Raw genomic sequence first — 25,464 nt, forward strand, 5'->3', positions numbered from 1 at the left:
CGGGGGCACGGCCGGACGGTACGGGGCGATTCTATCCGCCCCGGAGGTGTCGCTCAGGGGCGATCGTCGTCGGAGTCGAAGCGCGGGATCTCGAGATCGGACAGCTGCGGGACGGTCGAGCCGCCCTCCTCGGTCAGCGGCTGGGACACGCCGAGCCGTGCCGCCTCGTTCGTGAGCCTCTCCACGAGGGCGGCGTCCACGATCTCCTCGCCGCCGTCGTCCTCGGTCTCCGAGAAGAGCTGGCTGGCCGGACCGATCAGCAGGGTCGCCCGGCCGAGCTCGCCGGACGCGCGCCGGATCGGGATGTCGACCGACATCGCGCCCTTCCGCAGCGCGAGCGCCTCGGCGTAGCCCACGAGCGAGTGCGCGATCCGGCTTCCGGTGAGCACCGAGCTGCCGGCGTAGTGGATGCGTTCCATGGGTCCTTCCTACCGCTCAGCGCCCACCGGGAGCATCCGGGTTGCGCGGCGGGAGCGGGCTTGATAGCGCCTCGATCCTGCGCTCGAGCCCCTCGCGGACCGCCGGCCACTCCTCGACCAGGATCGAGTGCACCGCCGTGTCGCGCCACGAGCCGTCCGCCCGGCGCTGGTCGTGCCGCAGCACGCCCTCGAAGACCGCGCCGAGGCGGAGGATCGCCGCGCGGGAGCGCGCGTTCGCGGCGTCCGCCTGCAGCTTCACCCGCGAGAAGCCGCTGCCGAAGGCGAGATCGAGCAGGAGGAGCTTGGTCTCCGGATTCACGGCCGTGCCCCAGACCTCGGGGGCGTACGCGGTCCAGCCGAGGTGCGCCCCCTCCCGCCGCTCGTCGAAGTCGGTCAGCGAGGAGGTGCCGACGACCCGGCCGTCGACGAGCACCGCGTACGGGTTGCCGGTCTCCCACGGGTAGTAGCGGCGGGCGAAGGCGCGGAACGCCTCGGCGCCGTCCGGGAGGCCGGCGGGCCCGCCGCCGTAGCCCGCGGCGAACACCTCGGGGCGGCCGATCGCGGCGCGGAGCGGCTCCAGATGCTCCTCGGCGAGCGGCTCGAGGACGACGAGGCGGCCGGTGAGCACGGCCGGGAGCGGACGGACGGCGCGGCCCGGGCGGGCGGAGGAGGCGGGGCTGCTCATCCGGACAGTCTGGTGGTCCCGGCGCCCGCCGAGGAGTCCAGCACGCGTGCCAGCATGAGGTCCATGGACAGCTCCGCGATGTTCGCCGCCTCCGCCGGCGCCCTGCTCCACCTCGTCGAGCGGATCGGCGACGAGCAGTGGGAGCGCCCGGGACTGGGCGTCTGGGACGTCCGCGGCCTGACCGGCCACGCCTCCAGGGCGATCACGACGGTCGAGACGTACCTGCTCGCCGACGAGCCGGCCGCCGCGACCGTGTCCGACGCGCTCGGCTACTACGCGGCCCTGGCCGGCGGCCGCGCCGACCCCGCGGCCGTGGCGCGCCGGGGCGTCGAGACCGGGGTGCTGCTGGGCGAGCGCCCGGCGGAGCCGATCGCCGAGTCGCTGCGGCGGACGCTCGCGCTGCTCGCGCAGCAGCCGCCCGGGCGCCTCGTCGCGATCGGCGAGCACGCCCTGGCCCTGGACGAGTACCTGCGGACGCGTGTGCTCGAGCTGGTCGTGCACACGCTCGACCTGTCCCGGGCGACGGGCCTCGCGCACGCGATCCCGCCCGAGGCGGTCGAGGCCTGCTCCGCGATGGCGGGGGCGCTCGCCGCTCGGGCGGGACGGGGCGAGGAGCTCCTGCTCGCGCTGAGCGGGCGCGAGCGCCTCGCGGAGGGCTTCTCCGTGGTGTGAGCGGTTCGGTGGCGGGAGCAGCCGGGTCGGGTGCTCACGCCACGGCGAGCGCCTCCACCGGCGACACCCGGGTCGCGCGGCGGGCCGGCAGCAGCGCCGAGACCGCGGTGAGGACGATGCTCACCGCGAGGACGGCGATCAGGATCCCGACCGGGATCGTCGGCGGCACCAGGCCGATGCCGGGCAGCGAGCCGAAGATCGCGACCGCGCCGGCCCAGCCGTAGAAGGCGCCGAGCACGAGGCCGAGGACCGCCGCGGCGATCACCATCTGGGCGGCCTCGACGACGACCATCCAGCGCACCTGGACGCCCGTGAAGCCGAGCGCCCGGAGCAGACCCAGCTCGCGGCGGCGCTGCAGGACGCTCAGCGAGAGCGTGTTGACCATGCCGACGGCCGCGAGCAGCACCGAGAAGCCGAGCAGCACGCTCATGATCGCCGTGCTGACCGAGACGAACTGGTCGAGCGCCGCGAAGATCTCCGGGCTCATCTCGCTCGAGGCGCGCATGATCGAGGCGAAGGTCGCGGCGGCGACCGCGAACATCGTGACGAGCGTCACTCCGATCACGAGGCCGATGACGGCGCGCGCGCTCCTGGCCGGGTTGCGGGTGGCGTTCGCCGAGGCGAGGCGGGCGACGGGACCGCCGCCGAAGGCCCGGCCGACCAGCGCGATCAGGGGCGGGAGCAGCACCGGCGCGCCGAGGACGACGCCGGTGAAGGAGAGCATGCCGCCGGCCAGCCCGATCAGGACGCCGAACGGGCTGACCAGCCCGACCACGACGCCGATCACCAGGAGCAGGACGCCGACCACGAGGAGGACGACCGCCAGGACGTTCCGGCCCGTGCGCCCGCGGAGCTCGTCGTAGCGGGGCTCCGCGGCGGACCCGGCGGCCTGGGACGGCGCCACCGAGAGCACCCGGCGGGAGCCGGCCCAGGAGGCGACGACGGTCGACGCGATCACGGCGAGGGCCGGCAGCAGCAGACCGGGCGAGGCCAGCGGCACGGCGATGCGCGTGAAGGTCCCGGTGCTGAAGGCGATCTCGGCGCCCACGGCCACCAGGACGACGGCGGCGACGAGGCCGAGGGCCGCGCCGATCAGTCCCTGCACGAGACCGGTCCGCACCACCTCGGCGCGGAGCGAGCGGCCGGAGGCGCCCAGCAGGCGCAGCAGGGCGATCTCGCGGGTGCGGCCCGCGATCACCGTCGACACCGCGTTCGAGGTGACGATCGCGCCGACGAAGACGGCGATGCCGAAGAAGACGCCGCCGACCACGCCCAGCGTCGTCGCGGCCTGGGCGATGCCGTCGAGACCAGCGGCGTCGAACGCCGCCACGAGGTCGGCGATGACCATCACCAGGACGCCGCCGAACGCTGCGGAGAGCGCGGCGACGGTGATGATCGCGCCGCCGCCCTGGCCCGAGGCGGCGCGCAGGCCGGTGCGGGTGGCGCTCACGACGCCCCCTCCATCGAGAGCATCGCGCGCGAGATCTCCTCGGCGCTCATCCCGCGGCGGTCGTCGACGACGGCCCCGTCGCGGAGGAAGACGATGCGGTCGGCGAAGGCCGCCGCGATCGGGTCGTGGGTGACCATCGCGATCGACTGGCCGTACTCGCGGGTCGAGGCGCGGAGGAGGCTGAGCACTTCGCGGCCGGTGCGCGAGTCGAGGTTGCCCGTCGGCTCGTCGGCGAAGATCAGCTGCGGGCGGGTGGCCAGCGCGCGGGCGATCGCGACGCGCTGCTGCTGGCCGCCGGAGAGCTCGTGCGGGCGGTGGGTGAGGCGCTCGCGGAGCCCGAGCGACTCGATCAGGCGGGCGATCCACTCCTCCTCCTCGGCCGTCACGCGGCGGCCGTCGAGCTCGAACGGGAGGCGGATGTTGCCCCGCACGTCGAGCGTGGGCACGAGGTTGAAGGCCTGGAAGACGAAGCCGACGCTGCGCCGGCGGAGGACGGTGAGCTCGGCGTCGCCCATCGCGGTGATCTCGACGTCGCCGAGGAAGACGCGGCCGGCCGAGGCGGTGTCGAGGCCGGCCAGGACGTGCATCAGCGTCGACTTGCCGGAGCCGCTGGGGCCCATCACCGCGGTGAACTCGCCGCGCTCGATCGAGAGGGTGACGTCGTCGAGGGCGACGACGGGCGGCGTGCTGCCGTAGAGCTTGCGCACGCCCTCGACGCGCGCCACGACGGAGGAGGTCTGGTTCTGCATGCCTCCGACGCTACGGAGCGGGGTCCGTCGCGGTCGTCGCCCCGGGTGGCCCCCGCCGTCATCCTGCCGGGGGACCCGCCCTGGTCCCTCCGACCCCCGCGAGATGCCAGTTCGGTACGGCTTCCACGGCGTGTCGCGTACTCAAGTGGCATCTCGCGGCGGGGATCAGCACGTGCGTCAGGGCAGGGATCAGCGGAGGCCGGCTCGGCGGAGGGTGAGGGCGGAGAGGGCGGCGGTCGCAGCGGGGTCGCCGGCGCGCCAGGCGGGGACGGCCTGCGGGTGGGCGGCGAGGATCTCGCGCGGGGCCGCCTCGGTGAGGGCGCGGAGGGCCAGCAGCTCGGAGCCGCCGGGGGTCGCGCCGAGCGCGCGCAGCTCGGCGGTGCGGCGGGCGAAGCGCAGGCGCGGGCGGAGCCAGACCACGGCGAGCAGGAGCAGCGGCAGGCCGGCGATCGCGAGGCCGGCCACGATCGCCAGCGCGCTCGCGAGCTGCTGCTGGTCGCGCCCGGCCGCGGCGAGCACCGCTCCGGCGCCGCTGGCCTCGTCGAACGGCGCGCGCACGGCGTCGCCGAGCAGCGGGATGCCGCCGAGCGTCGAGCCGGCGTCGCTCATGGTCGACCCGAAGCCGCTGCCGGCGCTCTCGAGGCGGCGGCCGATCTCGGCGAGGCCCGCGATCAGCGAGCCGACGGCGATCCCGGCCGCGATCGCGATCACCGCGACGGCGAGCGCGAGGGCGTCGGCCGTGATCTGCCGGGCGCGGACGGCGGGGAGGTCGGCGTAGATCTGCACCAGCCGATCATCCCCCGCCCGCGGCCCTCCCGCGCGTCACTGCCGGAGCGGACGGGTCTCGAAGTGGGTCGGTCCCGAGCGCCTCAGTCGAGGAGGTCGTGCAGGACGACGACCTGCTCGCGCTCCGGCCCGACGCCGATCGCGGAGAAGCGGGCGCCGCTCATCGCCTCGAGGGCGCGGACGTAGTCCTGCGCGGCCTGCGGCAGGTCGGCGAACTCGCGGCAGCCCGTGATGTCCTCCTGCCAGCCGGGGAACTCCTCGTAGATCGGCTTCGCGTGGTGGAAGTCGCTCTGCGAGACGGGGACCTCGTCGTGGCGCACGCCGTCGACCTCGTAGGCGACGCAGACCGGGATGGTCTCCAGGCCCGAGAGCACGTCGAGCTTGGTCAGCACGAAGTCGGTGACGCCGTTGATCCGCGCGGAGTAGCGGGCGATCGGGGCGTCGTACCAGCCGCAGCGGCGCGGGCGGCCGGTGGTGGTGCCGAACTCGAAGCCCTGCTTGCGCAGGTACTCGCCCCACTCGTCGAACAGCTCGGTCGGGAACGGGCCGGCGCCGACTCGGGTCGTGTACGCCTTGATGACCGCGATGACGCGCTCGATGCGGTTGGGCGCCACTCCTGAGCCGGTGGCCGCGCCGCCCGAGGTCGCGTTGGAGGAGGTGACGAACGGGTAGGTGCCGTGGTCGACGTCGAGCATCGTGGCCTGGCCGGCCTCGAAGAGCACGGTCTTGCCGGCGTCGAGCGCCCGGGCGAGCACCAGCGAGGTGTCCGCGACCATCGGGCGCAGGCGCTCCGTGTACTGCAGCAGGTCCTCCATGACCTGCTCGACCAGGATCGCGCGGCGGTTGTACACCTTCACCAGCAGGTGGTTCTTCTGGTCGAGGGCGCCCTCGATCTTCTGCCGGAGGATGTTCTCGTCGAAGAGGTCCTGGATCCGGATGCCGACGCGGTTGATCTTGTCGGCGTAGGCCGGGCCGATGCCGCGGCCGGTGGTGCCGATCTGGCGCTTGCCGAGGAAGCGCTCCGTCACCTTGTCGAGGGTGCGGTGGTAGCTGGTGATCACGTGCGCGTTGGCGCTGACGAGCAGCTTCGAGACGTCGACGCCGCGGGCGCTCAGCGCCTCGAGCTCGTGGAAGAGCACCTCGATGTCGACGACGACGCCGTTCGCGATGACGGGCACGACGCCCGGCGTCAGGATGCCCGAGGGCAGCAGGTGCAGGGCGTACTTCTCGTCGCCGACGACGACGGTGTGGCCGGCGTTGTTGCCGCCGTTGAACTTGACGACGTAGTCGACGCGGCTGCCGAGCAGGTCGGTCGCGCGTCCCTTGCCCTCGTCGCCCCACTGGGCGCCGGTGATGACGATTGCTGGCATGGCGTGTCCTTCGCTGTGCGAAACGGCAGTACCCGGAGACGCCGGGTGCGGGGCCGGCCGTGCGACGGAGGAGTCGCGACAGGGCGACCAGCCCGAGCCAGTTTACGGGAGGGCCGCCGCCACTCCCCCGATCACACCCGTCTCACTCGGACGCGGCGGAGGCCCTTCCTGCTGGTCGAGCAGCCCCGCAGGGGCGTATCGAGCGGCGAAGCCGCTTCGCGTCTTGGTGATGAGGGAGAGGACGCGGCTGCGCCGCACCATGCTGGTCGAGTAGCCCCGCAGGGGCGTATCGAGACCCGCCCTCATCAGCAGGGCGGATCTGCAGACTCGTCCTTCTGACGCTGGTGGATCTCGATACGCCTGCTCCGCGGGCTACTCGATCAGCATGGACGTCCCGACACCGACAAGGTGATCTGCCTCCGAGCACGAAGACCCTTCCGAGCACCCGCAGCCTCCGCTCCGCGCCGAGAATCGGATCGCGGACGAGCCCGCGCCGGCGACGGACCGCCCACACCACCGGCTCGGCGACCGACGCTTCAGGGACGTCGTCGCGAAGGAGGCAGAACGCCGTGCGGTGCACTCCGGAGATCGCCGCGACGTGCATCGACCGACTCGCCGACGCGACGACGGCGGCCGACAGTCCGCCTCCGCTGAGGGAGGCCACCCGCAGCAGCCGCCCGTCCCGCTCCACCGCGACGAGGCGACCCTCGCGCGCCAGCAGCGTTCCGAGCCGAGTCACCGAGTCCATGGGTCAGCCGTGCCTTCGCGATCGTCGGTCAGCCGAACGTCGAGAGCACGACGCACCGGCCGAGCCCGCGTCGCTCTCTCACGCCCGGCCTCGCGAGCTCGTAGACCAGCGGCAGCCCCTCCTCGGTCTCGACCCAGGATCCGATCGTGACGTCCGCCACCCGGAGGCCGACCAGGCGGAACCGCCTGCGATCGAGATCGCCGAGGATGTCGAGAACCCGACCCGTCGACTTCTCGTCGAAGGAGATCTCTCAATAGTCGTCCTGGTCCCAGATCTGACAGAGACTCCGATGTCGCCGTGGGACCCAGCAGAGTTCTCCACTCTGAACGGAGACCGCCTCGTGAACCGAAGACGCGAGAAGGTGTCTCGGCGATTTCCGGAGTTCGAACAGGTCCGCCATCGCCGCCCTCAGAAATCCATATCTTCATAATCGGGAAAGGCTTGATTCACATGCGCACTTACGGCCGGATGGCATTGGACAGAGATTCCAACCCAATACGGTCAGCCCAGACGTAGACCGCGTCCCACGAGAGATCACGCACCTCGACTCGAGGACCACTTTCACGGATAATAACCAAACAGAGGTAGGGCACCTCGAACAGCGCCTCCAACATGTGGACGATTTCAGCGGTCGGCTCATTCCATCCTCGCACCAGGCGGTCACTTCTTGCAGTTTCGAGTGGGTGATCTGGACGCAGTCCCAAGCGCTCAAGCATGTTTCGATGGGACCGAGGGTATTCGGAAACCATAAGAGATCCACCGCCGACCGCAGCCCATCGCGATACCGCCCGCCAGCTCCGACGCAAAGCTTCAATCTGATCGTGGTCGGAGAGCAGCGACCACTCACCCGGCAGGTCTCGCTCTTCGACATCGAAGCGAAACCTGCCTTCGGCAGGGACGGGTACCGAAAAAGCAGGATGCACAAAATAGCATGTCTTGCGCGACCGCTCTGCTGTCAAAGCTTCTTCCCTCGCCAAACGTAGTAAGTGCGACATCTTCGTATTGATCGCCGATCAGACCAAAATAGACCGGACGTCGCTTCGACTGAATTTGCCCCGCGCGCGCTAATCCGCTCAACGTCGGGGCGTTGATGCGTCAGTGCTGCCCGCCTCACCGGATGCCACCAGATCTAAAGCCTTATCGAACGCCCGGCCTTTCATCAAGAAACGCATCTGCCATTCGTCTCGAAGAGACTCGAGAATTTCGAGCGACATATCGTTCAGCACCGCGCGTTGCGACTGTTTGGTCATTGGGATAGTCAGTTGCCAGCCGTTGCTCGTCTTACTTAGGATAGCTAGCGTCTGACCATGAGGGCCGCTCTCGATGACCGCGATCGCCCTCCTTCCTCTTGGCAGGTCGATCGGAACAGATTTGCGACCTCTCCCGCGAAAAGAATTCCAGTCATAGGTCACTTCACCACGGGCGAGGTACGCGCGGGCGATCACGGTAAATATGGCCACAGCTGCGAAGATCGACAATTCGATCCAAGCATGGGCTGCCACCAAAAGCCCGAAGATTGGGACGGATACCAGCGCCGGAAAAAGCAAGCCCTTAACGCCACCTCCGGTCCGACCCTCACGCGACATCATTCAGCGACGCCCTTTCTTTCGAGTCCAGTACCTCGAGTAATGATCAGAAACGAATCTGAACGAGTCATATGCACCATATAACGCCTCGGGCTTGCGGTAGGCCCCGCTCGATCGTGCCATCAAACTGTTATGCGATGCCTTTCTAGCTTTATTGTAAGCTGGCCGATTGGGCTTCCCGCGAACGAATTTGGGAGATTTCGCGACCTTAGAGATCCGAACGAACCGCGGGCTTCGGCGTCGGCGTTCCTGCTGGTCCCCGACGAGTCCCACAGGACAGGAGCCGGCATCGAGAAGATCGTGGAGCCGCTCGCGTCAGCGAAGAGCACGTTCCCGAGCGCATCCCGGCTCGCCGTCAGGCCCGGAGCATCGATCGCCCAGGTCCACGACGACTCCCCTACGGCGGGCACCCGGTTCAGCCGTAGGTTCTCCTTCACAGCGCCCTCCGTGACGTCGTAGACGAGATCCACGCCGGCGAGCACCTCGCGGTACTCGAGGTGGCTCTTCGCCTCGCTGTCCGCCCAGGGAGCGAGATCCCGCTCGAGCACGCTCGATGCAGCGCCGCGCAGCGCGAACCCGAGCGAATGGTCGTCGTTGGTCAACGAGAGGAGCGGTGCATCGTCGGCGTGCTCGGCGAATTCCGGCTTCAACGGATGGAGGTCCACCTCCGCACCGCCCCGACCGAGCCAGGCCGCCGGACCGGTCGTCGCCAGCTCGGTCTCGATGGGCCCCCAGGCGCCCGAGCGGTCCTCGATCGAGCTGGGGACGAGCGACACCTTCGTCACCTCTGAGCCGTCGCCCCCGTCGTACGTCGTCGAGAACTCATCCCGTTCGAGGACCGTTGCTGTGTCCGGGTCGAAGCCGGACGGGATGCTCAGGGCACTGGAAGGGGACGGAGCCGCCGTCGCGGGCGGGGACGGCGTGCGCACCGGAGCCACGTCGCCGACGGGGATCTCGCCGTCGGTCGTTCCCAGCGGCGTCAGCGGTGGAAGCGGCGCCGGCACCGACTCCTCCTGCGGGATCACTCCCGGATCCGCAGTGCCCAGCGCCTGTGCTTCCTTGTGACGGGCGGCATGCTCGGCGGCGAGGGTCGCCGTCATCGCCGAGGCCGAGCCGGCGTCGATGACGGAGACCGACAGAACGACGCCGAGCACTGCAGCGAGGGCAGGAACCACGGCCTTCTTCAGACGATGTTGAGCCATGGTTTCTCCGAACCTTCGATGAATTCCCCTCAGCTTTAAGGAGCGATGCTCACCTTTGCAGTGAAGGGCCCGTCTGAAGGTCACGGAACGGTCACGGACGGCGAGCCTGAACAGAGGTTCAGATCGACGCGATCCGCCCCGCCCGACCGATAGCCGAGCGATGCTCTCGAACCCGTAACGGCGCGTTCACACGTGGCGCATAGATTCGAACTCGTTCACACTCCACCGATCACGCGAACAGGAAACCGATGCGCACACTCCGCGCCGCAAGCCTCCTCGCCGTCGTCGCGCTCGGGGCGGCCACCGCCGCTCCCCTCGCGAGCGCGGCCCCCCTCGACGACGGCGTCGAGCTCACCCTGGTGTCGACGACCGACACGCACGGGCACGTCTACAACTGGGACTACTTCGCGAACGCGCCCTACGAGGGCGAGGACACGCTGGGCCTCACCCGCGTCGCGACCGAGGTCGACCGCCTCCGCGCCGAGAAGGGCGACGACTCCGTCCTCGTCTTCGACAATGGCGACGCGATCCAGGGCACGCCCCTCACCTACTACTACGGCCTCGGCGACGGCGCCGCGGGCGTCCTCTCGGGCGAGACGACGCACCCGATGGCCACCGCGTTCAACACCATCGGCTACGACGCGCAGGTCGTCGGCAACCACGAGTTCAACTACGGCCTCGACATGCTGAGCGCCTACGAGGGCGATCTGAACGCCCCGCTGCTCGGCGCCAACGTCGTCGACGTCGCCACCGGCGAGCCGTATCAGAAGCCGTACACCGTCATCGAGCGCGAGATCGACGGCCAGACCGTGCGGGTCGGCGTGCTCGGCCTGGTCACGCCCGGCGTCCGCGTCTGGGACAAGCAGTACGTCGACGGCGTGCTCGAGTTCCGCGACATGGTCGAGACCGCGAAGGAGTGGGTCCCGAAGGTCCAGGCCGAGGCCGACGTGGTCGTCGTCCTCGCGCACACCGGCCAGGGCACCGTCCCGGACGCCGAGTACGACCCGGCCGACCTCAACGAGGACGTCGTCAACAACATCGCGACGCAGGTCCCCGGCATCGACGTGGTCGTCGCCGGCCACAGCCACCAGGACGTCCCCGAGACGCTCTACACGAACGTCGCCGGCGAGCAGGTCCTCGTCACCCAGCCGTACTTCTGGACGCAGGGGCTCACCGAGGTGACCCTGAACCTGGTGAAGGACGCCGCGGGCGACCTGCAGGTCGACTGGACCGAGGGCAGCGCGCCCGTCGTGACGCCGGTCTACGCGCGCGACATCGCCGAGGAGTCGGCCGCCGTGGTCGACGCCCTCGCCGAGCCGCACGCGACCACGATCGAGTACGTGAACACCCCGGTGGCGGAGTCGCTCGAGGAGCTCTCGGCCGAGACCTCGCGCTACGAGGACACCCCGATCATCGACTTCATCAACAACGTCCAGGCCGAGACGGTCGATGCGGCCCTCGAGGGCACGGAGTGGGCCGACGTCCCGGTCATCTCGCAGGCGTCGCCGTTCTCGCGCACCGCGGTCTTCCCGAAGGGGCAGGTCACGATCCGCGACCTCGCCGGTCTGTACATCTACGAGAACACCCTCCGGGGCGTCGAGATGACGGGCGCGGAGGTGCGCGCGTACCTCGAGTACTCGGCCCGCTACTTCAACCAGGTCGCCCCGGGCGCTCCGTTCGACCCGGCCACGGGCACCAACGCGATCACCGCGGACCGCCCCACGGGCATCCCGGACTACAACTACGACGCGCTCTCGGGCCTCGACTACGTGATCGACATCTCGCAGCCGGCCGGCTCACGGATCCGCGACCTGGCGCAGCTCGACGGCACCCCCGTCGCGGACGACGACCGCTTCGTGATGGCCGTCAACAACTACCGGCAGAGCGGCGGCGGGGCCTACCCGGCCGTCGCCGCGGCGCCTCTCGTCTACGACGAGCGGCTCGAGATCCGGCAGCTGCTGATCGACTGGGCGAGCGCGCGCGGCGTGATCGACCAGGCGGACTTCTCCGACGAGAACTGGTCGCTGACGTCGGTCGCGGCCGAGGTCCCGGCCGAGCCCGGGACGCCCGGCCAGCCCGGCACGCCCGAGCCCGGCCAGCCGGAGCCGACCGAGCAGCCGACGGCCACCCCGGTGCCGCTGCCCTCCGCCACGCCCGTCCCCGTCGCCGGGGGCTCGCACTCCGGACCGCTCGCGGACACCGGCGTCGACGCGGCCTCCTACGCAGGAGGCGCCGCCCTGCTGCTGCTCGCCGGCATCGCGCTGACGGTGCTGCGCCGCCGCCGCTCCGCCTCGCACTCGGAGTAGCCGCCAGCATCACCCGGACGGCGCCGCCCTCACTCCCGAGGGCGGCGCCGTCTCGCGTTCCAGGCCGCGAGCACGCCCGTGGACCACAGCGCCCAGAGCACGAGCAGCGGCTGGAAGACCAGCCGGATCGCGCGCGCCGCATCGGTCTCGAGGCCGAAGGCCGGGGTCCGGGTGACGAGCTGCGAGACGTTGCCCGGGAACACCGCCACGAAGAACGCGGCGACCACGATCCCCACCAGCACCCGCCGGCGCCGCACCAGCAGCAGCGCGAGCCCGAGCGCGATCTCGACGACACCGGACGCCAGGACGACGAAGTCCGCATCGAACGGCAGCCACGGCGGCACCTGCGCCTGGAAGGACTGCCGCGCGAAGGTCAGGTGCCCCGTCCCCGCGAGCACGAGCACGAGGCCCAGGAGGACGCGGGCGATCGTGCGCGGGAGGGTCATCGCCCCAGTCTGCGCCCGCGGTTCCCGCGCTCCGGCTGCACCGCCCCGTATCCTCGATACCGCGCGCGCCGCGCCACCCCTCCCTACCGCCCTGTCCGCAGACCGTGAAACGAGTTCCATGAGCACCCTGCCCCGCCTGATGGCCTTCGACCTCGACGACACCCTCGCCGCCTCGAAGTCCCCCGTGGACCCGGTGATGGCCGACCTCTTCGTCAAGCTGCTGCAGGCGACCGAGGTGTGCATCATCTCCGGCGGCCAGATCGGCCAGTTCCGGATGCAGGTGCTCGACCGCCTCGAGGGCGCCGACCCCGCCGTGCTGGCGAAGCTGCACCTGATGCCCACCTGCGGCACGCAGTACTACCGCTACGAGAACGGCGACTGGGCGCAGATCTACGCCGAGAACCTCACCGACGACGAGAAGTCGCGCGCGCTCGCCGCCGTCGAGGAGAAGGCCAAGGAGCTCGGCTACTGGGAGTCCGAGACCTGGGGACCGATCCTCGAGGACCGCGACTCGCAGATCACCTTCTCCGCCCTCGGCCAGGCCGCTCCCGTGCCGGTCAAGCAGGCCTGGGACCCCACCGGCGAGAAGAAGAACACCCTCCGCGAGGCCGTCCAGGCCGTGCTGCCCGACCTCGAGGTCCGCTCCGGCGGCTCCACCTCGGTCGACATCACCCGCAAGGGCATCGACAAGGCCTACGGGATGAACAAGCTCACCGAGCTCACCGGCATCCCCCTCGACGAGATGATCTTCGTCGGCGACCGCCTCGACCCCGACGGCAACGACTACCCCGTCAAGGCGATGGGCGTCGAGACCTTCGCCGTCGAGGGCTGGCACGACACCGCCGCGTACCTCCGCTCCTACGGCCTGTAGGTCGCGCGCGGCGTCGCGCTCCGCGAGATGCCACTTGTGAGCGCGACACGCCGCAGAAGTCCGTCACAAGTGGCATCTCGCGGAGGGCGCCGGGCGTGAGGCGGGTCAGGCGTCCTCGGTGAGGGAGCCGGTGGCGGTGCCGTCGAGGGCGAGGCGGAGGCGGCGGGGCAGCTTGGCGACGATGATCGCGTGCGACTCCGCGAGCAGCTCCTGCACGAGGCCCTCCTCGACCCGGCCGCCGGCGTCGACGGTCACCCAGTGCTTCTTGTTGAGGTGGTAGCCGGGCTCGATGCCGTCGACGCCCGCGACGAGGTGCACGACGTTCTCGGGCAGCGCCTTGACGCTGACGACAGGCCGGCCGAACCGCTCCATCTCGAGCGCGAAGACCTTGCCCTCGACCTTCCACACCCGGGTCTCCGGGCCGAAGGGGAAGCTCGCGCCCGCTCCCGGCAGGTCGGCGAGGAAGGACTCGAGCGCGGCGGTGTCCACGCCCCCATCATGCCCGCAGAGGGACCGCACGCGTAGGCTCGTCCTGTCGTCCGTCCAGCCAGTGGAGCAGCCTCCGCCGTCGGAACGACCGGAATCGGATCCGACCATGCCAGACCCCACGACCACCTCGACCTCCGCTCTGAGCCGTGCGACCGGGAGGTACGCGCGGGCGTTCGCCCTCCCGGGGTCGCTCGCCTTCTCCTCGGCCGGCTGGCTCGGCCGCTTCCCCAAGGGCAGCCTCGCGATCGGGGTCCTCGTCCTCGTGTCCGCGCAGTCGGGCAGCTACGCGCTCGGCGGCGCGGTGTCGGGTGCGCTGACCCTCGCTCTCGCCGTGACCGGGCCGCTCTGGTCGCGGGTGATGGACAGGTGGGGGCAGCGCCGCGCGCTCGCGCTGTCGCTCCCCGTGCTCGTCGCCGCCTCGCTCGGGCTCGTCGCCGCCGTGCTGCTGGGCGCCCCCGTCTGGACCTGGTTCGCGCTCGGGATCCTCGCCGGTGCGGCCGTCCTCGACGTCGGCTCGGCGGTCCGCTCGCGCTGGAGCGCCGCGACGACGGACCCGGCTCTCCGCCACACTGCCTACTCGGTCGAGTCCGTGGCGGACGAGGCGGCCTTCGTCGTCGCACCCCCGATCGTCACGCTGCTCGCCTCGCTCGTGCACCCGGCGGCCGGCGTCCTTGTCGGGCTCGGGATCGGCGTGGCCGGCGGCGTCGCGCTGCTCGTGCAGACGGGGACGCAGCCGGCGCTCGCTCCGGTGCGCTCGGCCGCGTCGCCCACGCGGGAGCGGCTGCCGCTCGGGCTGGTCGGCATCGTCGCGGTGTTCGCGACCATCGGCGGGGTCTTCGGATCGTTCAACGTCGCCGCGATCGCGACGGCGGAAGCGTCCGGTGCGGGTGCCGCGTCGGGACTGCTGCTCTCCGCTTACAGCATCGGCAGCGTGCTGACCGGGGTGGTCGTGGGCGCGGCGCGCCTGCCCGGCGGTCCGCGCTCGAGGTTCCTAGTGGCGGGCGCCGTCTTCGGAGCGGTCGTGCCGGTGCTCGTGCTCGCCGGCTCGCTGCCCGCGCTGATCGCGCTGGCCTTCGTCTCCGGACTCGCGACGTCGCCGCTGCTGATCACCGGCTCCAGCCTCGTCGAGTCGATCGCCCCGCGCAGCCGCCTCACGGAGGCGCTCGCCTGGCCGCCGACGGGCATCGCCCTCGGCGCCACCGGCGGCTCCACCCTGAGCGGCCTCGCCGTCGAGGCCCTCGGCCCGCAGTCCGGCTTCCTGGTCACCGCCGGCTCGGCCGCCCTCGGCGCGCTGCTGACCCTCGTGACGGTCCTGCTCCTGCGCCGCCGCGCCTGACCATGCTGATCGAGTAGCCCGCGAAGCGGATCCCTTTCATGCTGATCGAGTAGCCCGCGCAACGGGCGTATCGAGATCCACCGTCCTCAGAAGGGTGGGTCTCGATACGCCCCTCCGGGGCTACTCGACCAGCATGCGGCGGGGGTGGCAACCCTGCACCGCCTCAGCCTGATCGTCGTCCGGTCGCGGTGATCGCAAGGCGGAGGAGGGAGGCGTAGCGGAGCTACGGCGACCGACGACAACGCCGCGAGCGCCGCGACCGGGCGGCGATCAGTCCGCGCCCAAGATGACGATGGCGGCCGTCGGAGGCAGCGCGTCCTCGTGATAGCGCTCGATCTCCGGGATGGCGGCCGGGTCGGCCTGCTCGAGGAAGCCGGTGAGGCGCGCGACCTCGTCGGTCTCGCCGATGGACTCGGCGGCACGGCGGAGGGCGTAAAGGGCGAGCAGGAAGCCGCGGTTGGGTCCGTGGCGCCACGGGATCGGGCCCTGTCCGCGCCAGCCGGCCGTGCGCAGGAGGTCGAGGCCGCGGTGGTAGCCGACGCGCGCGTAGGCGTAGGACGGCAGCGCGGCGTCGATCCCCCAGACGCTGTCGGCGAGGAGCGCCCACGCGAGCGGGGAGCGCGGGTACGCGGCGGCGAGCGCGGCGAACTCGACGGCTCCCGGGTTCGCGTGCTTGGCGAGGGCCGCGGTGACCGCGGGCTCGTCCGGGAGGAGGGTCGGTTCGGGGCCCAGCAGGTTCTCGCCATTCATGTCCTCAGGGTAACCCGCTCGCGCTGTGCCGCCCCGGGGAGCCTCTGCGCTCCCCCCGTCCGGGCTCCGCCACCGGGCCGCCGCCGATAGCATCGACCCCATGGCGACGAAGCGCAGCGAGGTCGAGGCCTGGCTCACGGACATGGACGGCGTGCTGGTGCACGAGAACCAGGCGCTCCCCGGCGCGCCCGAGCTGATCCAGGAGTGGACCGATGCCGGGACGCCGTTCCTGGTGCTCACGAACAACTCGATCTTCACGCCGCGCGATCTCGCGGCGCGGCTGCGGGCGTCGGGGCTGCACGTGCCCGAGGAGCGGATCTGGACGAGCGCCCTCGCGACCGCCGACTTCTGCGCGTCGCAGATGCCGGGCGGCAGCGCCTTCGTGATCGGCGAGGCCGGCATCACCACGGCCCTGCACGAGGCCGGCTTCATCATGACCGAGACGGCGCCGGACTACGTCGTCGTCGGCGAGACCCGCAACTACAGCTTCGAGGCGATCACGAAGGCGATCCGCCTCATCGTCGGCGGCGCCCGCTTCATCGTGACGAACCCCGACGCGACCGGCCCGAGCGCCGAGGGCGTCATGCCCGCGACGGGCGCGATCGCCGCGCTGATCACGAAGGCCACCGGCAAGGACCCGTACGTGGTCGGCAAGCCGAACCCGATGATGTTCCGCTCGGCGATGAACAAGATCGGCGCGCACAGCGAGAACACCGGCATGATCGGCGACCGGATGGACACCGACATCGTCGCCGGCATCGAGGCGGGACTGCACACCGTCCTCGTCCTCACCGGCATCAGCGACCGGGCCGAGATGGACCGCTACCCGTTCCGCCCCGACGAGGTCCTGACCGGCGTGCACGAGCTGCTCTCGACCGACCCGTACGAGTCGGAGTTCCCGCCGGACGACCAGATCCTCTGACCGGCGCCCCGCACCGTCGCTCCTCAGGCCCGGCCTCGGGCCCTGGCCCAGCCACTCCTCAGGAGCTGCGGTAGTCGCACGCGAGTACCGCAACTTCTGCGTACTCGCGGCGGGTCGGCCGGACGACGGCGATCCCACTCCTCGGAAGGTGCGAGAGTCGAGCGCGAGTACCGCGACTTCTGGAGAGTGGGGGTCGCCCGGTTCAGAAGCGCACGTGCTGGAGGATCCAGGCGTGCATCGCGACGGCCGCCGCGGCGGAGGCGTTGATCGAGCGGGTCGAGCCGAACTGCGAGATCTCGAGCACGGCGACGGAGGCGGCGATCGCCTCCTCCGAGAGGCCCGGCCCCTCCTGCCCGAAGAGCAGCACGCAGCGCTCCGGCAGCGCGAACGTCTCGATCGGCACGCAGCCGGGCACGTTGTCGATCGCGAGCAGCGGCACGTCCTCGGCGGCGGCCCAGCGGGCGAGGTCCGCGACCGTCTCGTGGTGCTGCACGTGCTGGTAGCGGTCGGTGACCATCGCGCCGCGCTTGTTCCAGCGGCGGCGCCCGACGATGTGCACGCTCTCGGCGCCGAAGGCGTTGGCGCTGCGCACGATCGAGCCGATGTTCATGTCGTGCTGCCAGTTCTCGATGGCGACGTGGAAGGGGTGCCGCGTCGCGTCGAGCTCGGCGACGATCGCCTCCATCCGCCAGTAGCGGAAGCGGTCGACCACGTTGCGCGAGTCGCCGTGCTCGAGCAGCTCGGGGTCGAGCCGGTCGTCGTCGGGGTGCGGGCCGACCCACGGCCCGACGCCGTTCGTCGTCGCCTCGAGGGAGGCGGAGGGTCCGGCCTCGTCCACGGGTCGCGTCCTCCGGCTCAGGCCGACGGGGTGCCGTCGACCGAGCCGAGCATGTCGCCGCCGCCGGCGCGGTCGACGAAGCAGTAGTAGCTGCGCTCGCCGGCGTCCCACTGCTCCTGCGTCACCGGGAAGGAGGCGGACACCTGCACGTCGCCGTACGCCTCCGCGCCCGTGACGTCGACGACGCCCTGCGCCTGGCAGAGCGAGGAGACCGAGACGGCCAGGGCGTCCTGTCCGGGGAACGTCGCGTCGGTCAGCTCGCCCGTGGCGACCATCTCGCCGGTGTGGGCGCTGGCGCAGTCGACGACCGTGAAGGTCTCGGCCCAGACCGTGTCGAACGGCTGCAGGCACTCGCCGCCGAGCAGCGCCGTCCAGGCGTAGCTGCCGGCGGGCAGCGGGCCGACGGTGGGCGGAGCGGCGGTGGGAGCGGTGGTGGGCGCCGCGCTGGCTGTCGCGCTGGGCTGGGCCGGCGCGGCGGTCGTCGCGGCCGGCGCGGGCGCGGCGGCCTGGTCGTCGCGGTCGCCGTTCGCGCCCACGGCGATCCCGATGGCGAGGATCGCGCCGAGCAGGAGCACGACGCCGACGGCGATCAGGCCGATCAGCAGGCGGCGACGGCTCCGGAGGCGAGCCGGCGTCGGGGCACCGACGCTCGTGAGAGACGGGACCGGCTCGGCCGGAGGGGTCTTCGCGGGCTTCTCCGCCCGCGGCTTCTCCGCGCGGGGCTTCTCGGCGCGGGGCTTCCGGGACGCGCGCGGCGCACGCTTGGCGGCGTTCACGTGCGCGCGGGCGGGGGTGCTGGACGGCGCGACGGGCGGCGCGGCGGCAGCGTCGGGCGCGTCCCCGCGGGACGAGTCGTCCACTCCGGTCGCCGCGTCGGCCGTCGACCCGTCGGCTCCGGCGGCGTCGTCCTCGGGCTCGAGGTTCCAGGCGTACGCGCCGGCGGTCTCGCGCCAGAGCTCCTCGTCGCCGCCGTCGTCGTCGGCGGACTCGTCGCGCGGGGCGACGACGTCCTCCCAGACCGGCGGCGCGTCCCAGCCGCCGCGGGGATCCGGCCACTGGTAGACGCTCGGTTCCGCGGGCTCGCGGGGCTCGGGGGCGGTCGCGCCCTCGGGGCGGTCGCCGCGGGGCTCCGGGCGCTGCTCGTGGCGGGGCTCGCGGAGGGCGGACGGCGCGGTGGGCAGGTCGGCGGTCGGGGGGGCGGGGGGGCAGGACCGGGGCGACGGGCAGCACGGGCGCGGCGGGGGCGGGCGGCGTGGGAGCGGACGACGGCGCGCTCGGAGCGGAGGACCGGGGGGCCGCGGCGGGCGGCCGGGGCGTCTGCGGGAGCACCGGGCCGAGCGGGAAGCGGGGGGAGGGCGTGACCGGACGGTCGGGATCCGCCTCCGTCGGCGCCTCGGCGACGGACTCCGGGGAGCGGGGATCCTCCGCGGCGGGCTTCGAGCGGGGTGCGGTGAAGGCGGCCCAGATGCCGCGGCGAGCGGAGTCGCGCTCGGCGGCGGCCTGCGCGTCGGACTGCGTGTCCGAAGACGTGTCGGCGTCGGCAGCCGGCGCGTCCGACGCCGGAGGCGCTGCCGCGGGCTCGCCGGTGGGCGCGGGCTCAGGATCGGCGGTCGTCTCGGTGCCGTCCTGGGACGCGGGGGCGGGCGCGGACTCGGCGGGTCGCTCGGCCTCGACGGGCTGCTCGGCGTCGGCGGGCTGCTCCGCGTCGGCGGGCTGCTCGGCCTCGACGGGCTGCTCGGATCCGGCGGACGCCTCGGACCCGACGGACGCCTCCGACGCGATGAATCGCTCCGATTCGACGGGGCGCTCGGTCTCTACCGACTGCTCGGACTCGACGGAGGATCCGGACTCGACCGGCCGCTCGGGCTCGACGATCTGCTCCGGCTCAGCGACCTGCTCCGGCTCAGCGACCTGCTCCGGCTCAGCGACCTCCGCCGGCTCGGCGACCTGCGCCGGCTCAGCGGGCTGCTCAAGCTCGGCGACCTGCTCCGGTGCGGTGGACTGCCCCGGCTCGGCGGGCTGCTCGGGCGCGAGGGGCTGCTCGGGCGCGACGGGCGCGGACGCGCCGGGCCGCTCGCCGTCGTGCTCGGGCTCGACGGGGACCGCGGCGTCGACGGGGTCCTCGTGACGCTCCTGCTCGGGCTCGGTGACGGGTGCGGCCTCGCTCGCAGGAGCCGGGGTCCGCGGCGCCTCGAAGATGCTCTTCAGGCGCCCGCCGCTCAGCTGCTCGAGGAGCCACTCGCTGCCGCCGGGGCGGCGCTCCGGCTCGGGGCGGTCCTCGCCCTCGCGCGACTCCGCTGCCTCGGGCGCCACGGCCTCGGCCTCCGCGGCCTCGGGCTTCTCGCCGTCGGGCCGCCCGCCGTTCTGGTCACCGCGCTCGCGGCCGTCGTCCACCATCAGCTCAGACCGAGGTCGGCCAGCCCGATCGCGGCGAAGTAGGGGTAGCCGGCGTCCTCGATGATCTCGCGGGCTCCGGTAGCGCGGTCGACGACGACCGCTACTCCGGCGATCTCGGCGCCGACCTTCAGCAGGGCCTCGATGGCGGCGAGCGGGGAGCCGCCGGTGGTGGAGGTGTCCTCGACGACGACGACGCGCTTGCCGGCGAGGTCCGGGCCCTCGACCTGGCGGCCGCGGCCGTGGTCCTTGGGCGCCTTGCGCACGACGAAGGCGTCGTACTCGACGCCGCGGAGGACGCCGCGGTGCAGGATCGCGGAGGCGATGGGGTCGGCGCCCATCGTGAGACCGCCGACGGCGTCGACCCGCTCGATCGGAGCGATGAGGTCGAGCATCACGTCGCCGATGAGCGGCGCGACCCGGTGGTCGAGGCTGACGCGGCGCAGGTCGACGTAGTAGCTCGCCTTCTTGCCGCTCGTCAGGGTGAAGTCCCCGTGGAAGACGGCGTCGGAGCCGATGTACTCGATGAGCTGCTGGCGTGCGTCGTTCACGCGCCTACTCTACGGTGCACGCCTACGGCGCGGACTCGGCACCGCCCGCGCGCGTCGCTCCGGCCTTCTCGCCCTGTCCCTCCTCGGCTCCGCCGCGGAACTGCGTCATGTAGAGGTCGTAGTAGGCGCCGCGTCGCCGAAGGAGCTCCTCGTGGGCGCCCTGCTCCACGATGCGGCCGGCCTCCATCACCAGGATGGTGTCGGCGTCGCGGATCGTGGAGAGGCGGTGCGCGATGACGAACGAGGTGCGGTCGGTGCGCAGCGCCGCCATGGCGTGCTGCACGAGCAGCTCGGTCCGGGTGTCGACCGAGGAGGTCGCCTCGTCGAGGATGAGCAGCGACGGATTGGCGAGGAACGCGCGGGCGATCGTGATCAGCTGGCGCTCACCGGCCGAGACACTGCCGCCGTCGGCGTCGAGCACCGTGTCGTAGCCGTCGGGCAGCTGCTGCACGAAGCGGTCGACCATCGTCGCCCGGGCGGCGTCGGCGATCTCCTCGTCGGTGGCGTCGAGGCGCCCGTACCGGATGTTCTCGCGGATCGTGCCCTGGAAGAGCCAGGCGTCCTGGAGCACCATGCCCACGCGCGAGCGGAGGTCGCCGCGGCCGATCCGGGTGATGTCGACGCCGTCGAGCAGGATGCGCCCGCCGGTGAGCTCGTAGAAGCGCATCACCAGGTTGACCAGCGTGGTCTTGCCGGCGCCGGTCGGGCCGACGATCGCGACCGTCTGGCCCGGCTGGGCCGAGAAGGTCAGGCCCTCGATCAGAGGCTGCTCCGGGTCGTAGGAGAAGGAGACGTCCTCGAACTCGACGTGGCCGTCGGTGCGCTCCGGGAGCGAGTCGACCGCGGTCTCGGGCTCCTGCTCGTCCGCGTCGAGCAGCTCGAAGGTGCGCTCGGCCGAGGCGACACCCGACTGGAGCATGTTCGCCATGCTCGCGAGCTGCGTCACAGGCTGGGTGAACTCGCGCGAGTACTGGATGAACGCGGTCGCGTCGCCGAGGGTGAGCTGACCGGAGGCGACCCGCAGGCCGCCGACCACGGCGATCAGCACGTACGACAGGTAGGACACGAAGGTCATCGCCGGCATGATCATGCCCGAGACGAACTGGGCGCCGAACGAGGCCGAGTAGAGCGCATCGTTCCGGCGGTCGAACTCCTCGAGCATCTCCCGGTCGCGGCCGAAGGTGCGGACGATCTCGAGGCCCGAGAAGGTCTCCTCGATGTGGCCGTTCAGCGCGCCGGTGTTCTTCCACTGCGCGGCGAAGAGCTTCTGCGAGCGGGCACCGATGACGCCCGCGATCACGCCGGACAGCGGGATGGAGACGAGCGCGATCAGCGCGAGCTGCCAGGAGACGATGAACATCATCACGGCGATGCCGATGATCGTCAGCACCGACTGGACGAGCTGCGAGAACGCCTGCTGCAGGGCCGTCTGGATGTTGTCCACGTCGTTGGTCACGCGCGACATCACGTCGCCGCGCTGCCGGGTGTCGAAGAAGCGCAGCGGCAGGCGGTTGAGCTTCGCCTCGATGTCCTGGCGGAGCCCGAAGACGACCCGCATGACCAGGCCGTTGAGGATGTAGCCCTGGGCCCACATCAGCACCGACGCGACGACGTACATCAGCAGCACGATGATGATCAGGCGGCCGAGCACCGTGAAGTCGATGCCCTCCCCGGGCACGATCGCGGTCTTCGAGAGCATGTCGGCGAAGGTGCCGTTGCCCTCGGCCCGCTGCTGCTCGATGATCTGCTCGAGCGGGACGCCGGCGGGCAGCTGCGAGCCGATCACGCCGTTGAAGATGGTGTCCATCGCCTGGCCGAGGATCTTCGGCGCGATGACGGTGAGGACGACCGACGCCGACACGAGGGCGACGACGAGGATCATCCGGGCGCGCTCGGGGCCGAGCAGGCCGAACAGCCGCTTCGCGGAGGGCCAGAAGTCCTGCGCCTTCCGCGGGGGCGGGCCGTCGCCGAACATGCCGCCGTCGCCCTCGCCGGGCTCGAACTCGGGCTCGAGCTCGGAGGTCTCGGCGACCGGCGCCGCCTGGGCTTCGGTGTCGCGTGCGCGGGCCATCTCAGGCCACCCCTTCCACGCTCAGCTGGGATTCGACGATCTCGCGGTAGGTCGCGTTCGTCTCGAGGAGCTCGTCGTGCGTGCCGCGGCCGACGATGCGGCCCGCGTCGAGCACGACGATCTGGTCGGCGTTCCGGATGGTCGACACGCGCTGGGCGACGATGATCACGGTCGCGTCGGTGGTCGCCTCGGCGAGGGACTCGCGCAGGCGCGCGTCGGTCGCGACGTCGAGCGCCGAGAACGAGTCGTCGAAGAGGTAGACGCGCGGCTTCGCGACGAGCGCCCGCGCGATGCAGAGCCGCTGCCGCTGCCCGCCCGAGACGTTGGTACCGCCCTGCGAGACGGGCTCGTCGAGCCCGCGCTCCTTCGCCCGGACGAAGTCCTCGCCCTGGGCGATGCGCAGCGCCTCCCACAGCTCGGCGTCGGTCGCGTCCGGGCGGCCGAAGCGGAGGTTGGAGGCGATGGTGCCCGAGAAGAGGTAGGGCCGCTGCGGGACGAGCCCGACGACCTTCGCGAGCTGCGCGCGGTCGAGCGAGGAGACGGGCACGCCGTCGATGGCGACCGAGCCCTCCTGCGGGTCGAACAGCCGCGGCACGAGGCCGAGCAGGGTCGTCTTGCCCGCGCCGGTGGAGCCGACGATCGCGGTCGTCCGGCCCGGCTCGGCGACGAGGTCGAGCTGCGAGAGCACGGGGCGCTCGGCGCCGGGGTAGCCGAAGACGACCCCGGAGAACTCGACGCGGCCGACGGCCGGCGCGTCGACGCCCCCGGTCGGCGTGGTCAGGCTGGTGCGCGTGTCGAGGACCTCCTGGATGCGCTCGGAGCAGACCACGGCGCGCGGGATCATCATCACCATGAAGACGCCCATCATCACGGCGGTGAGGATCTGCAGCAGGTACTGGAGGAACGCGGTCAGCGAGCCGATCTGCATCTGACCGGCGTCGACCCGGTGCCCGCCGAACCACAGCACCGCGGCCGTGGCGAGGTGCAGGATCATCATGATCGCCGGGAACATCAGCACGAAGATGTTGCCGACCTTGATCGACACCTCGGTGATCGCCTCGTTCGAGCGGCGGTAGCGCTCGGATTCGAAGGGCTCGCGGACGAACGCGCGGACCACGCGGATGCCGGTGATCTGCTCGCGCAGCACGCCGTTGATCCCGTCGATGCGGTCCTGCATCAGGCGGAACAGCGGCAGCAGCAGGAACACCAGCACTCCGACGACGACGAACAGCACCGGGACCGAGACCCACACCAGCCAGGAGAGCCCCGCGTCCTCGCGCAGGGCGAAGACGATCCCGCCGATGCACATGATCGGCGTCGACACCATGAAGTTGAGCGTCATCAGCACGAGCATCTGCACCTGCTGCACGTCGTTCGTGCCGCGGGTGATCAGGGTGGCGGTGCCGAAGCGGCCGACCTCGAGCCCGCTCAGCGAGTCGACCCGGCGGTAGACGTCGCGGCGCAGGTCGCGGCCGACGGCCATCGCGGTGCGGGCACCGAAGTAGACGCCGCCGATCGCCGCGGCGACCTGGACGAGGCAGACCGTGAGCATCGTCATGCCGGTGGCCCAGATGAAGTCGGTGTCGCCCTGGCCGATGCCCTGGTCGATGATCTCGGCGTTGAGGCTCGGCAGGTAGAGCGCCGCGAGGGTCGCGATCAGCTGGAGCACCACGACCGCCGCGATCGACCGGGAGTAGGGCTTCGCGTACGAGGACGCGAGACGGAGCAGGATCATGGGTCCTCCGGTCGGGGCGGGGCGGGAGAGGGCGGCCGGGACCGCGAGGGGCGGGATCGGCCGAGCACGGGGACGGCGGGAGCTTCGGGGCTCGGGCCGAGCGGCGCGGAGGAGCGGCCGCTGCAGGGACGGCGCAAGACAACCATCGACCACCGACAGCGGTTCCGCAATCGGCCGACAGGAGGAGACCGCGCCCCCTCCGACCCCGTGCGGGGATCCTGTCGGCGGCGGCTCCTAGACTTCCGGAATGCGCATCGCCACCTGGAACGTGAACTCCATCCGGGCCCGCACCGGCCGCGTCGTCGACTGGCTCGTGCGCGAGGACGTCGACGTGCTCGCCATGCAGGAGCTCAAGTGCAAGCCCGAGCAGTTCCCGCACGAGGCCTTCGCCGAGGCGGGCTACCACGTCGAGATGGTCGGCCTCAGCCAGTGGAACGGCGTCGGCATCGCCTCCCGCCTGCCGATGGAGGACGTCCAGGTCGGCTTCCCCGGCATGCCCGGCTTCGCCAAGGAGCCCGCGGCCGACGGAACCCTCCCGCTCGAGGCCCGCGCGATCGGCGCGACGGTCGACGGCGTGCGCGTCTGGAGCCTCTACGTGCCCAACGGCCGCGCGGTCGGCGACCCGCACTGGCACTACAAGCTCGAGTGGTTCGCCGCCCTCGAGGCGAGCACCCGCGCCTGGCTCGCGGCCGAGCCCGACCTGCCGCTCGCGCTGGTCGGCGATTGGAACGTCGCTCCGCTCGACAGCGATGTCGGCGACCCGACGCTGGGCCCCGGATCCACGCACGTCTCCCCCGAGGAGCGCACCGCCTTCGAGGCCTTCACCGCCGCGGGCCTGCACGACGTGGTGCGCCCGCTCGTGCCCGAGGGCTACACCTACTGGGACTACAAGCAGCTGCGCTTCCCGCGCAACGAGGGGCTGCGGATCGACTTCGTGCTCGGCTCCCGCGCCTTCGGCGACCTGGTGACGGGCGCCGCGATCCACCGGAACGAGCGCAAGGGCGACGCCCCGAGCGACCACGTCCCCGTGGTCGTCGACCTCGACCTCGACACCTCGCTCGACGACGACCGCCCGATGATCTTCTGAC

The 25,464-nt window shown here is 71.7% G+C and carries 22 protein-coding genes; 6 read left to right on the forward strand and 16 right to left on the reverse strand.

Features of this window, described 5'->3' with window-relative positions; all coding sequences use genetic code 11:
* Positions 1-53: 53 nt before the first annotated feature.
* Positions 54-419, reverse strand: coding sequence for a hypothetical protein (locus tag GTU73_RS00095; RefSeq protein WP_160085896.1), 366 nt, complete (start codon positions 417-419; stop codon positions 54-56).
* A 16-nt stretch (positions 420-435) separates the two neighbouring features.
* The gene (locus GTU73_RS00100) at positions 436-1,104 is read right to left on the reverse strand and encodes a GNAT family protein (RefSeq protein WP_160085898.1); all 669 of its coding nucleotides are present in this window, start codon (positions 1,102-1,104) and stop codon (positions 436-438) included.
* Positions 1,105-1,167: 63 nt separating this feature from the next.
* Between GTU73_RS00100 and GTU73_RS00105 the strand changes: the two genes are divergently transcribed.
* Positions 1,168-1,776 (forward strand): maleylpyruvate isomerase N-terminal domain-containing protein, encoded by a 609-nt coding sequence (locus GTU73_RS00105; protein WP_160085900.1) that lies wholly within the window; start codon positions 1,168-1,170, stop codon positions 1,774-1,776.
* A gap of 34 nt (positions 1,777-1,810) precedes the next feature.
* Here GTU73_RS00105 and GTU73_RS00110 read toward each other — a convergent pair whose 3' ends face one another.
* The 6 genes from GTU73_RS00110 to GTU73_RS00135 form a co-directional block, all read right to left on the reverse strand.
* Complete coding sequence (locus GTU73_RS00110) at positions 1,811-3,226, reverse strand: FtsX-like permease family protein (protein ID WP_244231706.1); 1,416 nt, start codon at positions 3,224-3,226, stop codon at positions 1,811-1,813.
* Positions 3,223-3,975: an ABC transporter ATP-binding protein gene (locus GTU73_RS00115; protein ID WP_123447122.1), complete on the reverse strand. Its 753-nt coding sequence runs from the start codon at positions 3,973-3,975 to the stop codon at positions 3,223-3,225. The genes GTU73_RS00110 and GTU73_RS00115 overlap by 4 nt, the downstream gene beginning before the upstream one ends.
* 189 nt (positions 3,976-4,164) lie before the next feature.
* Positions 4,165-4,761, reverse strand: coding sequence for a hypothetical protein (locus tag GTU73_RS00120; protein WP_160085902.1), 597 nt, complete (start codon positions 4,759-4,761; stop codon positions 4,165-4,167).
* Positions 4,762-4,844: 83 nt separating this feature from the next.
* Positions 4,845-6,131, reverse strand: coding sequence for an adenylosuccinate synthase (locus GTU73_RS00125; RefSeq protein WP_123736253.1), 1,287 nt, complete (start codon positions 6,129-6,131; stop codon positions 4,845-4,847).
* A gap of 1,821 nt (positions 6,132-7,952) precedes the next feature.
* The gene (locus GTU73_RS00130) at positions 7,953-8,468 is read right to left on the reverse strand and encodes a hypothetical protein (protein WP_160085904.1); all 516 of its coding nucleotides are present in this window, start codon (positions 8,466-8,468) and stop codon (positions 7,953-7,955) included.
* A 119-nt stretch (positions 8,469-8,587) separates the two neighbouring features.
* Positions 8,588-9,667 (reverse strand): hypothetical protein, encoded by a 1,080-nt coding sequence (locus GTU73_RS00135; RefSeq protein WP_160085906.1) that lies wholly within the window; start codon positions 9,665-9,667, stop codon positions 8,588-8,590.
* A 248-nt stretch (positions 9,668-9,915) separates the two neighbouring features.
* On the opposite strand from GTU73_RS00135, the gene GTU73_RS00140 reads away from it, so the two are divergent.
* Positions 9,916-11,973, forward strand: a complete 2,058-nt coding sequence (locus tag GTU73_RS00140; protein ID WP_160085907.1) for a 5'-nucleotidase C-terminal domain-containing protein — start codon at positions 9,916-9,918, stop codon at positions 11,971-11,973.
* A gap of 29 nt (positions 11,974-12,002) precedes the next feature.
* Here GTU73_RS00140 and GTU73_RS00145 read toward each other — a convergent pair whose 3' ends face one another.
* Positions 12,003-12,419, reverse strand: coding sequence for a DoxX family membrane protein (locus tag GTU73_RS00145; RefSeq protein ID WP_160085909.1), 417 nt, complete (start codon positions 12,417-12,419; stop codon positions 12,003-12,005).
* 118 nt (positions 12,420-12,537) lie between these two features.
* Here GTU73_RS00145 and GTU73_RS00150 point away from each other — a divergent pair, with 118 nt between their 5' ends.
* Positions 12,538-13,290 (forward strand): HAD-IIB family hydrolase, encoded by a 753-nt coding sequence (locus tag GTU73_RS00150; protein ID WP_123447127.1) that lies wholly within the window; start codon positions 12,538-12,540, stop codon positions 13,288-13,290.
* A gap of 105 nt (positions 13,291-13,395) precedes the next feature.
* Here the strand turns inward: GTU73_RS00150 and GTU73_RS00155 are convergent, their stop codons facing one another.
* Positions 13,396-13,779, reverse strand: a complete 384-nt coding sequence (locus GTU73_RS00155; protein ID WP_208543708.1) for an MmcQ/YjbR family DNA-binding protein — start codon at positions 13,777-13,779, stop codon at positions 13,396-13,398.
* Positions 13,780-13,885: 106 nt separating this feature from the next.
* On the opposite strand from GTU73_RS00155, the gene GTU73_RS00160 reads away from it, so the two are divergent.
* Positions 13,886-15,115 (forward strand): MFS transporter, encoded by a 1,230-nt coding sequence (locus GTU73_RS00160; protein WP_160085913.1) that lies wholly within the window; start codon positions 13,886-13,888, stop codon positions 15,113-15,115.
* A 270-nt stretch (positions 15,116-15,385) separates the two neighbouring features.
* On the opposite strand, the gene GTU73_RS00165 is transcribed toward GTU73_RS00160, so the two are convergent.
* Entirely contained in the window at positions 15,386-15,865 is a 480-nt protein-coding gene (locus GTU73_RS00165; RefSeq protein ID WP_160085915.1) for a DUF3151 domain-containing protein, read from the reverse strand.
* 100 nt (positions 15,866-15,965) lie between these two features.
* Between GTU73_RS00165 and GTU73_RS00170 the strand changes: the two genes are divergently transcribed.
* Positions 15,966-16,787: an HAD-IIA family hydrolase gene (locus GTU73_RS00170; protein WP_160085917.1), complete on the forward strand. Its 822-nt coding sequence runs from the start codon at positions 15,966-15,968 to the stop codon at positions 16,785-16,787.
* Between the two features lie 202 nt (positions 16,788-16,989).
* Here the strand turns inward: GTU73_RS00170 and GTU73_RS00175 are convergent, their stop codons facing one another.
* The 5 genes from GTU73_RS00175 to GTU73_RS00195 all read right to left on the reverse strand — a co-directional run bounded on the left by GTU73_RS00175 (position 16,990) and on the right by GTU73_RS00195 (position 24,376).
* Positions 16,990-17,625 (reverse strand): TrmH family RNA methyltransferase, encoded by a 636-nt coding sequence (locus GTU73_RS00175; RefSeq protein WP_160085919.1) that lies wholly within the window; start codon positions 17,623-17,625, stop codon positions 16,990-16,992.
* A 17-nt stretch (positions 17,626-17,642) separates the two neighbouring features.
* Entirely contained in the window at positions 17,643-18,485 is an 843-nt protein-coding gene (locus GTU73_RS00180; protein ID WP_160085921.1) for a septum formation family protein, read from the reverse strand.
* Positions 18,486-20,021: 1,536 nt separating this feature from the next.
* Positions 20,022-20,570, reverse strand: a complete 549-nt coding sequence (gene pyrE, locus GTU73_RS00185; protein ID WP_160085923.1) for an orotate phosphoribosyltransferase — start codon at positions 20,568-20,570, stop codon at positions 20,022-20,024.
* Between the two features lie 22 nt (positions 20,571-20,592).
* Positions 20,593-22,641 carry an ABC transporter ATP-binding protein gene (locus tag GTU73_RS00190; protein WP_160085925.1) on the reverse strand — a complete coding sequence of 683 codons (2,049 nt, stop codon included), beginning with the start codon at positions 22,639-22,641 and terminating at the stop codon, positions 20,593-20,595.
* Between the two features lies 1 nt (position 22,642).
* Positions 22,643-24,376 (reverse strand): ABC transporter ATP-binding protein, encoded by a 1,734-nt coding sequence (locus GTU73_RS00195; protein ID WP_160085927.1) that lies wholly within the window; start codon positions 24,374-24,376, stop codon positions 22,643-22,645.
* A gap of 247 nt (positions 24,377-24,623) precedes the next feature.
* On the opposite strand from GTU73_RS00195, the gene GTU73_RS00200 reads away from it, so the two are divergent.
* Complete coding sequence (locus GTU73_RS00200) at positions 24,624-25,463, forward strand: exodeoxyribonuclease III (protein WP_160085929.1); 840 nt, start codon at positions 24,624-24,626, stop codon at positions 25,461-25,463.
* Position 25,464: the final 1 nt, after the last annotated feature.

Source organism: Rathayibacter sp. VKM Ac-2804 (assembly GCF_009866655.1).
In the GTDB taxonomy this organism is placed as follows: domain Bacteria; phylum Actinomycetota; class Actinomycetes; order Actinomycetales; family Microbacteriaceae; genus Rathayibacter.